Origin of the sequence: Gloeocapsopsis crepidinum LEGE 06123, from assembly GCF_015207655.1 — a bacterium.
GTDB lineage: Bacteria > Cyanobacteriota > Cyanobacteriia > Cyanobacteriales > Chroococcidiopsidaceae > Gloeocapsopsis > Gloeocapsopsis crepidinum.
Genome location: NZ_JADEWN010000003.1, coordinates 38,811 through 53,893 on the forward strand (window position 1 = coordinate 38,811; position 15,083 = coordinate 53,893).

Genomic DNA, 15,083 nt, shown 5'->3' on the forward strand with positions numbered 1-15,083 from the left:
CGCTGCTATGTCTGCAAAGCTGAGGAGAAAAGAGATGACATAGTAGTATTTCAGTCCGGTAATACAGCGCCTCTACATCAATATCCGCTAAGTATTCCTTGCCGCTTGGCTTGGCGTTCAGCCCATTTGAAAACGAATAAACCTAAAGCGAAATAACCTATTCCATTGAGCAAAGCAAGCATAAAGTGGGTGAGGCTTAAACTTTGGTTTCTGACCATTAAATTGCGTAGTTCCTCTGCACCAGTTGCCATTGGTAACAAGATTCCTAAGCCTCTTAACGGAGCAATCCAAGTCGCTATAGGAACTGCCAGCAAAAATAACAAGCCAAACCGGAAGAATCCCAGTAGTTGCTCAACGCGCTTGAAAACCAATGCCAAAGCCCCCATCATAAATGACATACCATAAGCACCCAACAGTAGAGTACTCAAAGGCAAAAGGAGTGTTAATGAAAAATAAAGATGAGTTCGCGTAAACAGCATAATGATGATTAGCACACCTAAAATTAAAGCAAGACGTAACCCTAAATTGGCAATAGTTCGTACTAAGAAGATTTTGGGTGCCCCAAAAGGTGAAAGAAAAATTTGTTCTAGCGTTCCGGTTTGTGCTTCCATTTGAAGCGCTGCAGCAATATCATTGACAATGAAGAGTACCAAGGTCCAGAGCACATAGCCAACCACAATTGTACTGAGGCGATCGCCGAGATGAAGTTGCGATCCGGCAACAAAGCGGGCACTGAGGAACAGTCCATAAAAAATGAAAGTTGTAATGACTAATCCAGCGATCGCTTCAATTGGATAACGAATAAACTCAGTCCAAGTCCGTTTAATTTCCGTGAGTAACAGTTGCAGCACGACTTTCTCCTATAAGTTTTAAAAATATTTTTGTCAGGTCAGCACGGTCTTGTTTAACTTGTACTAGCGGCAACGGACTCAGTACGTTTAAAATCTGATACAGTCCTTCAGGCGTGCCAGCATAAATCATCTTTTGTGACTCAACGACTGCACCTATTGCTTCAATTTTGCGAGTTCTGACATCATCTAACTCGCCTAAGAATTCAATGATGTAACCACAGTCAGAAAATTGCTTCACAATTCTGGCAGTTGGTTCTAGTGCGATAATTTCGCCGTTTTGAACAATAGCTACCCGATCCGAAATTTCCTCTGCAATATTCAGTTGATGAGTAGTCAGGAGGATGGCACACCCTTCTTGCGCTATTTCCCGCACTAAAGCTTTGACGTTTTGGCTGGCTTCCACATCTAAGCCTAAAGTCGGCTCATCTAACAACAATAGTCGCGGCTGGTGAATCAACGCGACAGCGATCGCCAACTTTTGCTGCATTCCCCGCGAGAGTGCCTGAACAGGAGTGTGACGTTTGTGCAATAATTCAAATCTGTCCAACAAAGCTAGACCTCGACGATGCGCAGCTTTGCGATTCATTCCTCTTAAAACCCCAAAATACTCTAAATTTTCTTCTGGAGTCAGCCGCCAGTAGAGATTGCGATTACCTTCTAGCACTGCACCTAACATCTGTAGTGCCTTTGAATTGCGATGCGGGTCACAACCGGCAATTTTGACCCAACCTGTATCTGGTCGAATTAGACCAGCAATCATTTTGATCGTGGTTGTTTTCCCAGCCCCGTTAGCACCAAGAAAAGCTAAGACTTCTCCAGGCTCAATCTTTAAGGATAATTCGCGCACTGCTTCAACTAGCTTGCCGCCCTGTCGGTAGGTTTTGCGGAGTTTATAAGCTTCTAATGCAGTCATGGCTATGATAATTGCTCAGTGGATAGTAATCAGCCGATGCAATCTGCTTGTCAGAGAAAAAGCACGGCTAGTGCGTGGCGTTTAGTTAGTATGTAAGTGCTACTTGCCGAGGTAGTCGATAGACTTTCGTTGGTTCTAGCGGTTGCTGTCGTACTGCCGTTATTTGGTCGAACCAAGCGATTAGAGCGAGTGTCGTGTTAATTCGCCAGCTAGCTGACACATCTCCAATCCCAACTGCAGCCTGCCGCATTACTTGAATAAGCTGCGTCTTATCAAAGACTCCTAAATCGCTAATGCTTGAATTCCGAACCATTGCTTCTAACTGAGGCAAATGTTTAGATAGCCCAATCCAGTAAACATCGTTAAACGATTTTTTGTCGCGCCTGGTGCGAATGGCTTCTGGAAGGATTCCACGCATAGCCGTTTGCAGCACAGGTTTAGGCATACCAGGAACTTGTCTAAGTGTTGTAGGAAGACTCAGGCAGAAACTCAGCAGACGAGAATCGCGGAAAGGATGCGAGTTATGCATACCATGTGGCGCTGCTAGATACCATCCAGACCAATCACCTACACTGGATTGAATAGCACACAGATCAGTAGACAATGTTGTTGAGTTGCTGCTTACCCTACGAGCGTTGTTGATTCCCAGCTGCTGCATTTTATAATTGCGCGCAAATTCGGGAAGCACCCAAGGAGGAATCGAAAAAGTTCCTAGGTTGGGCCATCTGCCAAACCCGTGGTGTAAGAATGGTTGAATTCCTTCGCGTGTCAGAATCGGGAAATTAGGCTGAATACCACATCGATACAAGATTGACCACACATTGAGGTTACTAACTTGGGCTAAGCGGTTAGCTTGGGAAAGTGCTAACGAATACTGACCTTGACGTAATAAATCGGCAATACAAAGCCAATTTCCAGCTAGCAGTTCGTCACTGCCTAAACCTGTTAAAATTGTATCTGCTCCACTTTGCGCAGCAGTCTCGACGAGAAGTTTTTCCATACTCAAGCGAAATAAACCTGCATAAGGTTCGTCGTGGTAAGGAATTTCCTCACTAAACCATTGAAAGTCTACTGCGTTGTCTGCTTCTATTAAATGAGCTACAGTTGGTCCACCCTGGTTAATGACCATCTCAGCATAGGCTTGCTCTCCAGCTAAGCTATGTCGTTTATAAACTGCCGTCAGAGTATGTAAGTTTGGTTGCCCTACACCTGATGACATCCAGTCGCGAGCAATGCAGACTACGCTAGAGGAATCCATTCCTCCCGATAAGTGTGCTGCAATTTGTCCTCTATGCAATCGTTCTTTGACGGCTTGCTTAAAGAGCTGAGCGTATTGTTCGCCAGCTTCTTCTAAGAGAATACTATTGTTATTTCTGTTACTTCCAGCTTTTGAGTTCCAATCCCACCATCGATACTTTTCCACTTGTCCAGTAGAAGTGATTGTCAGCATTGTGCCAGGAAGTACGCGCTTGATGACATCGAAAGGTGTTCTCTGTGTAGGTAGCTCGACAGCAGGAGATGGGCACATGAGGAACTGTGCTATGAATTCACGGTCAAAGGCTGTATTTGGTAGCAAATTGAGAAGCGATCGCACACTGTTACTGATAGCCATCTGCGTTCCTTGGACAAGCCAATATAGCGGCCAGCAACCAAGAGAATCGCGTAAAGCAAACAACTTTTGCTGCGAACTATCCCACACAACTAAAGAAAACTCACCCTCTAGCTGCTCAAGTCCTTTGTCACCAAGATGGCAATAGGCTGCTAAAGCGATCGCAGCATCTGATGTGCATTTTTGTACTGCGGACTGCGGCAATCGAGCCAGCAATTCATCCTGATAACACAAATGCCCCAAAAGTACAGCTGCATTTCCTGAGTGGTAGTCGCGGGCAAAGGTCACTAAAGCAGGTCGCGCAGCATCATCTCTATGCGGCGAAAACACATGGAACTCAATTTCTCCATCCTCACTAGCAAAAACGTCAAATCCTACGCGCATCACTTTCTCCTTTGTTAAATAGATCAGCTATACCGTGCTGCAGCTATAAAGTTCTCACAGTTGCTTTGATTGTCTGTGACTGTCCAGGAACCACACTCTACCCAGGCGTGTGCTTGGAACGGATACAAATTGATACCAACTACCAGTTCCGCAGGAAAATGAAAAGTAGTTTTAAGAATCTGCCATCCTACAAGTGCCCGCTCTTTACAAGCCATTGGCAGAAGGGGATATTTTGCTGCACCTTCTCGAACTAAAGCATCAACTGCTTGAACTGCCTCTTTATCAGGTACTTTGTAAGTAGTAGAACGTTGCCAACGCCGCCACAGCCGAATCGTTCGCGTCCAACCTAGAGTGCGAATGCTAATCCAAGCTAGTGTTAATAACACAGAGATGGTTAGGTATGACGGTAGTTTAGGATGTTGCAGTTGTGGTAGTTGATCAATTAATTGCTTGCGTTGTAGATCGTGTAGTAGCTTGTTAGCGTCAGCTTGTACTTGTTCTTTTGTGACACCGTATTCGTTGGCGATCGCTTGCGCTGTTTCTTCAGGATTGCGATCGAGTAAAAGCATTAACATTTTCGTGCCAACTGTGTCTAATCCATAGAACTTACCGCGATTGAGTCCCAGCAGTCGTGCTACGCCGTCTTGAAGAACCACGATCACGTCTTGCTTGAGTCGATAAGCTCCACTTCCTTCAACAATTACCGTAGGGTTAAATTTTTGTTGTACTGAGTAAGACATAAATACTATCCTGCTGATTTTTTGAGTTACTCATGACACTAATAACTACAAATGCAGCTATTTCAAGTTGTAAAAAAGAGGCAGCTTTAGAGAGTAGCTTAATAAGCTGCCTGTATGAAATATGGCTTAATAATGCATAGCTTTTAAAGCTATCTTGCTAAGAACATTAATGTTTCACACACTCACAATGGCTATTTTTGGATTGCTTACCACCAGAGCAGCCAGTTGTACCAATCGTAATAGCCGATCCAAGAAAAGCCTTGGATTTTATCAATATTTCCGAGTTTATACAATTCTGGTGCGCGGTAGCTAGAGTTATTTACTAATGCCATCTGTTGACTCATGACTGACTCCTTTGATTGTTATTTGGGTTTAGATAGTTGGTAGGAAACAGGCAGCTTTGGAGAACAGATTGATAAGCTACCTGTATCATACGTGGCTTTTTAATGCTTAGCTTTTAGAGCTATTCTCCTGCTAAGCACATTGATGTTTTAACAAGCTCATATCGGCTGTTTACAAACCGATTAAAACCAGATCAACCAGTTGTAAAAGTCATAAAAGAATCCAACGATATAAAACCCTTGGATTTTATCGATATTTCCAAGTTCATACAATTCTGGTGCGCGGTAGTGAGAGTTATTTATTAATGCCATCTGTTGACTCATGATTGACTCCTTTGATTGTTGTTTGGGTTTAGATATCGTGTCACGCTTTTTTTAGCGATTCACTCAGCAAGCGGTTTAACTGCTTGCCTGATTGATAAGTTACTAAGTTTGCACAGATAAAGTAATACTTGTTTATGTAGATTTAGTTGCTCACCTTAGAAAGTTAAATTGCACAAAACTGCAACAATGCACTTTGCTAAAGAAAATGTGTAGCCAAACCAAACGTATTAAATTTAATACGTGCAAATGTTGTTAGATAGCCTAAGAAATAAAATTTAGAAGAGTATCTTTGCTAAATTGAGGCTGATCAGCACATTGATAAGTTAAAGCAGGAAAATATTTGTACTATTAGCAGCTCTAATATTTTTTTATTAATACGTCGAGTAGTTGATATATTGACTGGATTGTAACCTAAAACTATAGCTAATGAAACTTATTACTTTAATTGCATAACATTATTTATCAAACCAATGAAAAAATAATAAATTATTTTTTTAGTTTTAACATGATACAGAAAAAAATAATCAATAGAAAAATACAATAAGATATCTTCGCATGAGAGAAATGCTAAATTAATCTTGAGTTTTTGCCTTACAGAGAATGAATTTTTAGACTTACTTTTAGTGCCTATTTTTTAAGCTTTTTAAAGAATTAAGTTAGTTATCAATTAACATAAATATAGTAGTGAGCATCTAATAATCGTTGATCGTTGAAGTAGTGGCGATATGCTCAAACCAGTGTATGACAATAGTAAATACTAGTAGTACGTTGTATGCCTACTTAAATCAATAAATGACCTCTTCTCAAATTGTCTTTTTGATAAATGACTAGTTTGAATCAAACAAAGTCAACTTATATACAATCATCATACTTAATTTTGCTTTTTATACAAAAATTTAAGAAAACTCTGTATTTTAATTTGAAAAATTAGGTAAATATATACAAAAGTAGTACGATTGATTCTCCTTACTCAGCTGACAGCACAACAAGTAGTCAAAAGCTTAAAGGATTTCTTAAGTAATAATGAATCGTTATCGAATAAATAGGCGCTCATTTCTTAAATACGCGGCTGCTGGATTTGCCGTCTCAAGTGTTTATTTCATAAAAAGGACAAGCGCTGCAACTAACTTGCAGCCAGTGCAAGGGCTACCAAACAATCTGACACGAACCTGGATTGGGCGATCTTTCTGGGCAAATCGTTTGCAAGATTGGCGATTGCATCAAGGTTTCATCGAATGTTTAGCAGGAGACGCTGGAGATGAGATCCGAACAGTTTCGCTGCTTACCCGTGAATTAATTCCAGGTTCAAATGCTGCACAAATGAGTGTTGTTGTCAAGCGTTTAACAGATAATGGTGGAGGATTTTGTGGGTTTCTGATCGGAGGTGGCGGCGGACAGCTAGACTACCGTGCAGCGGCGCTTGTACAGAAAGCATCTGGTATCGGCGGTGGTTTGCTTTGCACTTATGATGGTCATCGCCTTCGGTTTCGCGAACACACTAGCGAACAGCGACCTTTGCAATTTGCTGAGCTACCATCACAGCAAGTAGGTTCGATAAATCCAGTTACTAATCTCGATGAAGAGGTCTTACTACACCTCGATATATCTCCTCAGCCAAATGGTAAATTCCAGTTACAACTAACTGCCTCGCAGGTAAAAACAGGTCAAGTATTAGGGAAAGCCATTTTAAAAAACGTTGCTGATGCTAGTATTTGTGGCAGTATTTTACTTGTTTCTTCTCCCTATACAGGACAAGCAGGAGCAAGATATGGATTTCGCGATCCTCGCACGGGTGGGAACAAGATAGCTGCACGTCCTCAAAATACGCTTGGTCCAATCTTGGGAACTATGTATTCACTCAATGGCAAAGTTCTCAAAGTCTTAGCTCAGTTTATGCCCATCGGCGATACACAAGCACGCGTAGCACAATTTCAGTATCGCAGTACTAACGGAGCTTGGCAAAGTGGTTCTGAGGCGACTATTGGAGTAGGATACACAGCGCTGTTTCGCTTAACTAATTGGAACTCTACGAAAGATTGGGAATATCGAATTGTTTATAAGTATCAAACATTAACAGCATATTACAACGGTATTATCCGAAAAGACCCCATCAACAAATCGTTGACTATGGGACTGGTTAGCTGCACGATCGCTACTGCACGTCCCCTCGACAGTGGTATAGGTAAACCTGAACTACCCAATGCGGAACTTTTAGGACGCTACACCTCGCAAAACATTTATTTTCCTTACTCTCAGCTTGTACAAAATCTTCGTCGTCATCAACCTGATTTACTACTCTTCGTTGGCGATCAACTCTATGAAACCAGTCCAACGCTGAAAGACACGAGTAACTTAGTACTAGACTATTTGTACAAATGGTATCTCTGGTTGTGGTCTTTTCGCAGTCTCACACGCAACACTCCCACCATTGTTTTAGTAGACGATCACGACGTTTACCAAGGTAATATTTGGGGAGAAAATGGCAAGCCTGCTCCCAACAAAGATGAAAATCGCGGAGGTTACGTCTACACAGGTTCATTTGTCAACCTAGTTCAGCGAACGCAATGCGGTCACAATCCAGACGCTTACGATCCGACGCCAGTGTTACAAAATATCAATGTTTACTATGGTGCTTTCCGCTATGGTGGGGTTAGTTTTGCAATTCTAGAGGATCGCAAGTTTAAGAGTGCAAGTACAACACAACCACCTATACTATTGGGAGAACGACAAGAGAAGTTTTTAGAAGCTTGGGCGCAAGACAAACAAGGGGTACGCGCAAAGGTATGTATCACGCAGACTGTTTTTGGTTGCGTTGCAACAGATGAAGATCGCCGCCCCGTAATCAATAACTATGACTCTAATGGATTTCCGCAAGCAGGAAGGAACCGTGCGATCGCGCTTTTGCGCAAGGCAGGTGCGTTGGTTGTCTCTGGCGATCAGCACTTAGCTAGCTTGGTACGACACGGAATCAACAATTTTACTGATGGTGTTGTGCAATTTTCTGGACCTGCAGGAGGCGCACTTTGGCAACGATGGTTTCAACCTGCTGGACTTTTGCCGAATGGTGGTTCTACGCCATACACGGGGGATTTTATCGATGGATTTGGTAACAAAATGCGCGTCTTAGCTGTAGCGAATCCCAAAATTACCCAAAAATATCATGTAGATAATTCCTTTAGTAAGAGCCGTAATCTTGGCGATAGAAGGCTTAAAAGCGAAGGATACGGTATTATTCGCGTCAATGCAAACGAATATGCGATTGAGTGCTGGTCTTGGGATATCGATCCTACCTCCACTAATGCCAAGCAGTTTCCTGGCTGGCCTTATCGTTTGCCTTTCACTCAAGTTTAAAGCTGTTAGCTTGCAGTTTGAGCTAAGAAAGTTGAGTTAACTCTATTCACAATTTGTAGCTTTGCGAAGCAGTAATTAGTCTATCGCAAGATTGAAAAACCTCTGTCTAGAGCACGATTTGACTAATAAACCAAATGAAGTAAAAATAGGATGCCCAATTTGATGTAGATTGTATTCTATGAAACTAAATCGTTTAATACGCTTTTCAACAGTGAAACGTTGGATAGCAACAATGCTTTTATGTCTATCAGCGATCGCCTTTTTCCCAGCGTACTCTGCAATGGCTGCTCCCAATGCAACCTTAATTGCAGCAGATCTTGGAGATCAGGTTCAAGAGAAAACCAGTGAAGATGCTGGACGCGCGAAAAACTTTATCCGCGACACTGCAGATAGCGTCGAGGAAACTGCACGAAAAAATGCTAAGCGAGTTGACCAAGCAACCGATGATGGTAGTTTCGTTGAGCGCAAAGCTAAGCGAGATGCAGCCCGTATTGAGAAAAGAGCAGAAGAAGATACAGCGCGGACTCAAAAAGCTGTAGACAATACAAAGAACGTTATTGAACGTACAGTTGATAGTATCAAAGATGCTTTTAGCGATTAAAAACTAAACAGTAGCTAAAAAGATTAATGTGCATTGTTTCATTTGTTGCATCCACTTAAAACGAAAGAAGCAATGTACATTAAACTTCATACATCAATGCGATCGCTTCGGACGCTACGCGTAATCGCGAATTCATTCGCTACTAAACTTAAACAATCCACTGCGGAATTACTGAAAAAGATTCTACTAATTGTGATGACTCGCACATCTACACCTCTTTGCCTTGCTTGAATCAGTGCAGCACGAGTATGAGGATCTTCAACAGTTGGACTTGCTGTGAGGTTGTATTCAGGTTCTTGGCGAAAAGCCCCACATAGATAAAGAAAAAGGAATGTAAACAAAGCTACTCCAGCAACACTGCCAGCAAGCCATGCAAGTAAGTTTCTTTTAGCCATCGCTACCTACCTCCCGCTTTCCTGATTTTGCTAGCAGTTTTGCAACAACGTATATTTTATCAGGTTAAGTGTATAAATATACCTTGATCTGAATGAATGTACACCTGTCTTTTGATATGGGGAAAGTAGAAGTTAAGTAATCCCAGCTCATTAAAACACATGCTTAAGTAAAAGGCAGGCAAGATGTCTATCCCACATTTGAAGGTTGCTTTAAAACTTTGGCTATGTGTCAATTACTAACGCTTTAAGTGATTTTTGCGGCTCAGTTGCAGAAGTTCCTTGTTGATATGCTTGATGAATTAAGTCAGCAACTAAACCTGTCCACCCTGTTTGGTGATTAGCCCCAAGTCCAGCGCCATCATCGCCATTGAAGTATTCGTGGAATAAAATCCAGTTTTGCCAATGAGGGTCATTTTGAAACTTCTCGATACTGCCAAAAACAGGTCTGCGTTGTGACGATCGCAGAAAAATTCGCATTAACCTTTGTGCAAGTTCAGTAGCGATTTCTTCCAGATTCATCAATTTACCTGAACCTGTGGGATATTCAACAGTAAACTCATCACCTAAATAATTGTGATATTTCTGTAGCGATTCAATAATGAGGAAGTTCATAGGAAACCAAATAGGACCACGCCAATTAGAATTTCCCCCAAACATCCCGCTAGTAGACTCCGCCGCTTCGTAATCTACGCGATGTTGATGACCATCAACCTCAAAAATATAAGGGTTTTCTACATGAAACTTAGAAAGTGAGCGAATGCCGTAATCACTCAAAAACTCTGTTTCATCTAACATTTTTTGTAGAATCAGTTGTAGTTTATTGCGATTAACAATTGCGAGTAATCGTCTTTCTCCTATTCCTTCAGCTTCCATACAAGCAATGTTTCTTGTCAAATTCGGACGATTAGTAATAAACCACTCAAATCGCTTTTTGAAACCAGGAAAAGCATTTAAAGTTGCTTGTTCTAGAACTTCTACACCAAAGATAGGGACAAGTCCAACCATAGAACGTACTTTGAGATGTACCCGTTGATTATCAGGAAAATGCAGTACGTCGTAATAAAAATCATCGGTGTCGTCCCACAGATGTACATCTGTGTCACCTATATGATTCATCGCATCAGCGATATAGAGAAAATGTTCAAAAAACTTACTGGCAATGTCTTCGTAAGGGGGATTATCTTTGGCAAGTTCAAGTGCGATCGCCAACATATTTAAACAATACATCCCCATCCAACTTGTACCATCAGATTGATCGAGATGACCGCCTGTCGGTAATTCTGAACTTCGGTCAAAGATTCCGATATTATCTAGCCCTAAAAATCCCCCCTGAAAAACATTATTGCCTTCTTCATCTTTACGGTTTACCCACCAAGTAAAATTGAGGAGTAATTTCTGAAATACACGCTCTAGAAAATCTTTATCTGCACGTCCATACATTTGTTTTTCAATTTGATAAACGCGCCAAGTTCCCCACGCATGAACAGGTGGATTGACATCACTAAAATGCCATTCATAAGCTGGCATTTGTCCGTTGGGGTGCAAATACCATTCGCGTGTGAGTCGATCCATTTGACGCTTGGCAAAATCAGGATCGATCATGGCTAGAGGTAAGACATGAAAAGCTAAATCCCAAGCAGCAAACCAAGGAAATTCCCACTTATCGGGCATCGAAAGAATGTCATCATTAAATACATGAAGCCATTCTTTATTACGTTCATAAGTTCTATTTGGTGTAGGTTGTGTCGGATCGCCTTTTAACCAATCTTCAATAACGTAGTGATAAAATTGCTTTGTCCACAGTAAACCGGCAAAAGCTTGACGTTGCACGCTTTGTACATCTGGATCGGTAATATTAGGAGAAATGCGCTGATAAAAATCATCAGCTTCTTGTTGGCGTATTTCAAAAATCCGATCGAATTCTTCGCTAAAAGGTGCTGATAAATCTGCTGTGTTGCAAAGTCTTAAATGGACAGATTTTTCTTGTCCTGCACCAATATTGAAGTTATAATATGAAGAAACTTTTGTACCTATTTGGTCAGGATTAACAGCTTCTTTTTTACCATGAACGACATAATCGTTTATACCATCTTTGACGTAAGGTGACTTATTCGGTTCGCCAAATAATCTTTGATGATTTGTCTCGTTTTCAGTAAATAATAATTCTGGTGATTGATCGCAATATAACCATCTTTCACCTAAAGTAGGATGTGCCGCCTCTACTAAACTAATATCTGATTGAATTTTCTTTAAAATTGGTTTTTGAGCGTTTTCTTCCCAAGACCAAGTATTACGAAACCAGAGAGTTGGCAGTAAGTGTAGTGTTTTTTCTTCGGAACTGCGGTTAATAACTTTAATTTTAATTAAGATATCTTCGTCGGTGTTTTTTGCATATTCCACAAAGACATCAAAGTAGCGATCGCCATCAAAGATTCCGGTATCAAGTAACTCAAATTCAGGCTCGTGAAAGCCACGGCGTTGGTTTTCTTGGACTAATTCTGCATAAGGAAAAGCTTGCTGCGGATACTTGTACAAGCACTTCATGTAAGCATGAGAGGGAGTATTATCAAGGTAGAAGTAATACTCTTTAACATCCTCACCGTGATTGCCTTCAGGTCCTGTTAAGCCGAAAATGCGTTCTTTGAGGATAGCGTCATTGCCATTCCACAGTGCGATCGCAAAACACAACCGCTGGTGATTATCCGAAATTCCGGCAATACCATCTTCACCCCAACGATAAGCACGGGAGCGAGCATGATCGTGTGGAAAATAGTCCCAAGCTGAACCAGTAGCGCTGTAATCTTCACGCACAGTCCCCCATTGGCGTTCGCTAAGGTAGGGTCCCCAACGTCTCCAATAAGCTTTACGAGTGCGGTTTTCCTCTAGTCTGATTTCTTCTTGAGTCATCAATGTCGCTCCCTAAAAGCTACTTATTCTATCTTCTATTTTCCAGAATTGTGCTTTCTAAGTCCGCGCCTTGCAGATTTGCCCCATCTAAGTAGTTTGCACCTTGGAGGTTTGCCTCTTCTAAGTCAACATCTCGTAGATCAGCACCACTTAAGTTACATCCTGCGCATTGTTTAGTTTCAAGCAGACGTCTTAACTTCAGGAGATTGTGACTGTGTTGCTGATTGAGCTATAACTTGGGGTTGCTGTAGAGATTCAACAGCAAATCCTAAAAACCGAGCGTTACAGGCGCAATCAACTTTTTGGCAATTAACATTCTTATTTGCTACTCCCCATTGTTATTATTTTTACTAATTTTGCCAAAGGAGTACTTTATTAGCTTCTATTTTTAAGCTGACCATGCCTCGCGAAAGTCTGCATAAAGGGTGAGTCCGCCATCAATAAATAACGTTTGTCCAGTGATATACACGGCTTCATCCGAAGCTAAAAAAGCTACAGCAGCAGCCATTTCTTCAGCAGTTCCCGCACGTCCCATCGGGATATGACTTTCCACTTCTGCTTTCTTCTGAGGGTCTTCTGTCCAAGCTTCGTTAATAGGAGTTACTGTTGCCCCTGGTGCTACAGCATTAACGCGAATACCTCTATCTGCGTACTCTAGAGCTAAAGTTTTTGTCAGATTTTCCATGCCACCTTTGCTAATAGAATAGCTGATGTACATCGGTCGAGGAATAATTTCATGGACGCTAGAGATATTAATAATGACTCCTTGGCGGTTTTGGGAAAGCAGATGTTTTAGTGTCTCACGCGCACACAAATAAGCACCGCGCAGGTTAACTGATATCACCTGGTCAAAATCATCGGTTGCAACTTCGTGTGAAGGACACTCAGTTTGAATTCCGGCATTATTGATTAGGATATCTAAACTACCAAATTGTGCAACAACGGTATTGACCATCCGTACAATGTCTTCTTCTTTAGAGACATCGCCTTGCACTGGTAATGCTTTGACACCACAATTTTCTACATCACCACAGGCTTTTTGCATCATTTTTTCTTCAGTGTCTGCCGCATCTTCTGGGCTTTTGCGGTAGTTGATGGCGACATTGACGCCTTCTTGTGCTAAACGAATTGCGATCGCTTGACCAATCCCAGAAGTTGCACCTGTAACTAAAGCATTTTTTCCTTTAAGACCCTGCATAAGCACTAATCTCCAAGAATGCAACAAGATAATTTTATGGGCGTACCGTAGTACGCCCTTTCACTATGTCACTTACAGGTTAAGGTTTGGGGGAAGAATGACACTATCAATTGCATGGATAACGCCATTGCTTGCTTGGATATCAGGTTGAGTCACAGTAGCATCGTTAACTCTCACTTGGTCAGCTGCAGCATCGACTTGTACATTGACAGGATTACCCTCAGCTGTTGCTACCTCTCCTGATTGCAGTTGATCTGAAGTAACTTCTCCAGGAACTACGTGGTATTGCAGGATTCTTCTTAAGGTTTCGCGATTTTCTGGCTGTACTAACTCTTGGCGTGTAGATTCAGATAACCCAGCAAAAGCTTCGTTTGTAGGAGCAAAGACAGTGTAAGGTCCTTCACCTTCTAGGGTATCGGCTAAACCTGCTGTATTAATCAACTCAGTCAATGTACTAAATGATGGATCTCCAGATGCAACATTAACAATATCATCTGTAGCTCCTGTGGTTGGAGTTGTTGGAGTTGTTTGGTCAGCTGGTGTTTCACCAGGTGCAGGAGTAATCGTGGGAGTTACTTCCGGTGCTGGAGATGTCTGTGTTGTCGTTGTTTGTGGCTCACACGCTGCTAATACAGGTAGAATTGCTAGCCCACCTAAGAATCCAGCAAGCTTTGTGATTGTATGTTTACGATTCTTCATGAGATGTTCCTGATTATTTTCTCAATTTGATTATGTTAGTCACCAGTTACTATTTACTAATCATTAGTCACTGGTCACTAATCGCTATTGCAGATTTGCGGGCACATTTTCTGGTACAGTCCATACATAAAGCGTATGTTGGCGACTGGGACCTTGAACTTGAACTACGTTGTCAGGTTGCCACTCTCCCATATCGAAATCATGGGAAACAATGCGAGTACCAGGTTTTAACTCTTGTAGTAGCTTCGGACGTAGCTTAATATTGATATCTGGCAAGAGATAAAGTGTGACTACTGTGGCTTCACTCAAATCTGTTTGAAACAAGTCTTGTTGGACAATTTGCACGCGATCGCTTACATTAGCCGTTTCTGCATTCTGGCGAGCACGTTGCACTAGTTCAGGGTTAATTTCAACTCCATAAGCCCGACTTGCATCAAAGTTTTGCACAGCAGTAATAGGAATTCTACCATCACCGCTACCCAGATCGTACAACACATCGTTACTTGTGACATTTGCCAACTGTAGCATTTGGTTTACGACTTCTTGCGGAGTAGGCACATAAGGCACATCTGGTGAGCGTTCTTGCGGTTGAGTAGGCTCAGTTGCTGGTGCTGGTGATTGCGTTTGCACCGTTGGCGATTGTGCTTCTGCTTCAAATTGACGTTGTTGATTACATCCTGCCAATAGCAAGCTACCTATACCCACACCGGTAACTAGCAAATTTTTAATTGTCTTGAGATGCATATTCTCATCCTTTGCTACCAATTGGA

The 15,083-nt window shown here is 41.8% G+C and carries 14 protein-coding genes; 2 read left to right on the forward strand and 12 right to left on the reverse strand.

All coding sequences use genetic code 11. The features are described from left to right. Positions 1-77: 77 nt before the first annotated feature. The 6 genes from IQ230_RS01740 to IQ230_RS01765 all read right to left on the reverse strand — a co-directional run bounded on the left by IQ230_RS01740 (position 78) and on the right by IQ230_RS01765 (position 5,162). On the reverse strand, positions 78-851 hold the full coding sequence (locus IQ230_RS01740) for an ABC transporter permease (protein WP_193930236.1): 774 nt from the start codon (positions 849-851) through the stop codon (positions 78-80). Next, a complete protein-coding gene (locus IQ230_RS01745) occupies positions 823-1,764 on the reverse strand; it encodes an ABC transporter ATP-binding protein (protein ID WP_193930238.1) in 942 nt (313 codons plus the stop codon). The genes IQ230_RS01740 and IQ230_RS01745 overlap by 29 nt, the downstream gene beginning before the upstream one ends. Before the next feature lie 85 nt (positions 1,765-1,849). Then, a complete protein-coding gene (locus IQ230_RS01750; RefSeq protein ID WP_193930240.1) occupies positions 1,850-3,757 on the reverse strand; it encodes an asparagine synthase-related protein in 1,908 nt (635 codons plus the stop codon). 23 nt (positions 3,758-3,780) lie between these two features. Beyond that, positions 3,781-4,497: a lasso peptide biosynthesis B2 protein gene (locus IQ230_RS01755; protein ID WP_193930242.1), complete on the reverse strand. Its 717-nt coding sequence runs from the start codon at positions 4,495-4,497 to the stop codon at positions 3,781-3,783. Positions 4,498-4,703: 206 nt separating this feature from the next. Further along, positions 4,704-4,841 (reverse strand): hypothetical protein, encoded by a 138-nt coding sequence (locus IQ230_RS01760; protein WP_193930243.1) that lies wholly within the window; start codon positions 4,839-4,841, stop codon positions 4,704-4,706. A gap of 180 nt (positions 4,842-5,021) precedes the next feature. Continuing rightward, entirely contained in the window at positions 5,022-5,162 is a 141-nt protein-coding gene (locus IQ230_RS01765) for a hypothetical protein (protein WP_193930244.1), read from the reverse strand. 1,023 nt (positions 5,163-6,185) lie between these two features. Between IQ230_RS01765 and IQ230_RS01770 the strand changes: the two genes are divergently transcribed. Continuing rightward, positions 6,186-8,513: an alkaline phosphatase D family protein gene (locus tag IQ230_RS01770; protein ID WP_193930245.1), complete on the forward strand. Its 2,328-nt coding sequence runs from the start codon at positions 6,186-6,188 to the stop codon at positions 8,511-8,513. Positions 8,514-8,724: 211 nt separating this feature from the next. Continuing rightward, complete coding sequence (locus IQ230_RS01775; protein ID WP_322742254.1) at positions 8,725-9,114, forward strand: hypothetical protein; 390 nt, start codon at positions 8,725-8,727, stop codon at positions 9,112-9,114. A gap of 86 nt (positions 9,115-9,200) precedes the next feature. On the opposite strand, the gene IQ230_RS01780 is transcribed toward IQ230_RS01775, so the two are convergent. The 6 genes from IQ230_RS01780 to IQ230_RS01805 all read right to left on the reverse strand — a co-directional run bounded on the left by IQ230_RS01780 (position 9,201) and on the right by IQ230_RS01805 (position 15,057). After that, positions 9,201-9,509 (reverse strand): hypothetical protein, encoded by a 309-nt coding sequence (locus IQ230_RS01780; RefSeq protein ID WP_193930247.1) that lies wholly within the window; start codon positions 9,507-9,509, stop codon positions 9,201-9,203. 222 nt (positions 9,510-9,731) lie between these two features. Further along, positions 9,732-12,416 carry an MGH1-like glycoside hydrolase domain-containing protein gene (locus IQ230_RS01785; protein WP_193930248.1) on the reverse strand — a complete coding sequence of 895 codons (2,685 nt, stop codon included), beginning with the start codon at positions 12,414-12,416 and terminating at the stop codon, positions 9,732-9,734. Positions 12,417-12,444: 28 nt separating this feature from the next. Then, the gene (locus IQ230_RS01790) at positions 12,445-12,618 is read right to left on the reverse strand and encodes a pentapeptide repeat-containing protein (RefSeq protein ID WP_407646594.1); all 174 of its coding nucleotides are present in this window, start codon (positions 12,616-12,618) and stop codon (positions 12,445-12,447) included. A gap of 186 nt (positions 12,619-12,804) precedes the next feature. Next, positions 12,805-13,614, reverse strand: coding sequence for a glucose 1-dehydrogenase (locus IQ230_RS01795; RefSeq protein WP_193930249.1), 810 nt, complete (start codon positions 13,612-13,614; stop codon positions 12,805-12,807). A gap of 72 nt (positions 13,615-13,686) precedes the next feature. Beyond that, complete coding sequence (locus IQ230_RS01800; protein ID WP_193930250.1) at positions 13,687-14,313, reverse strand: fasciclin domain-containing protein; 627 nt, start codon at positions 14,311-14,313, stop codon at positions 13,687-13,689. Between the two features lie 84 nt (positions 14,314-14,397). After that, positions 14,398-15,057, reverse strand: a complete 660-nt coding sequence (locus IQ230_RS01805) for a class I SAM-dependent methyltransferase (protein WP_193930251.1) — start codon at positions 15,055-15,057, stop codon at positions 14,398-14,400. Between the last annotated feature and the right edge of the window lie 26 nt (positions 15,058-15,083).

Bases quoted from the DNA above. Each gene is read 5' to 3' on its own strand.
- IQ230_RS01745 (WP_193930238.1), bottom strand. From the start codon at position 1,764: ATGACTGCATTAGAAGCTTATAAACTCCGCAAAACCTACCGACAGGGC.
- IQ230_RS01750 (WP_193930240.1), bottom strand. From the start codon at position 3,757: ATGCGCGTAGGATTTGACGTTTTTGCTAGTGAGGATGGAGAAATTGAG.
- IQ230_RS01755 (WP_193930242.1), bottom strand. From the start codon at position 4,497: ATGTCTTACTCAGTACAACAAAAATTTAACCCTACGGTAATTGTTGAA.
- IQ230_RS01760 (WP_193930243.1), bottom strand. From the start codon at position 4,841: ATGAGTCAACAGATGGCATTAGTAAATAACTCTAGCTACCGCGCACCA.
- IQ230_RS01765 (WP_193930244.1), bottom strand. From the start codon at position 5,162: ATGAGTCAACAGATGGCATTAATAAATAACTCTCACTACCGCGCACCA.
- IQ230_RS01770 (WP_193930245.1), top strand. From the start codon at position 6,186: ATGAATCGTTATCGAATAAATAGGCGCTCATTTCTTAAATACGCGGCT.
- IQ230_RS01780 (WP_193930247.1), bottom strand. From the start codon at position 9,509: ATGGCTAAAAGAAACTTACTTGCATGGCTTGCTGGCAGTGTTGCTGGA.
- IQ230_RS01785 (WP_193930248.1), bottom strand. From the start codon at position 12,416: ATGACTCAAGAAGAAATCAGACTAGAGGAAAACCGCACTCGTAAAGCT.
- IQ230_RS01795 (WP_193930249.1), bottom strand. From the start codon at position 13,614: ATGCAGGGTCTTAAAGGAAAAAATGCTTTAGTTACAGGTGCAACTTCT.
- IQ230_RS01800 (WP_193930250.1), bottom strand. From the start codon at position 14,313: ATGAAGAATCGTAAACATACAATCACAAAGCTTGCTGGATTCTTAGGT.
- IQ230_RS01805 (WP_193930251.1), bottom strand. From the start codon at position 15,057: ATGCATCTCAAGACAATTAAAAATTTGCTAGTTACCGGTGTGGGTATA.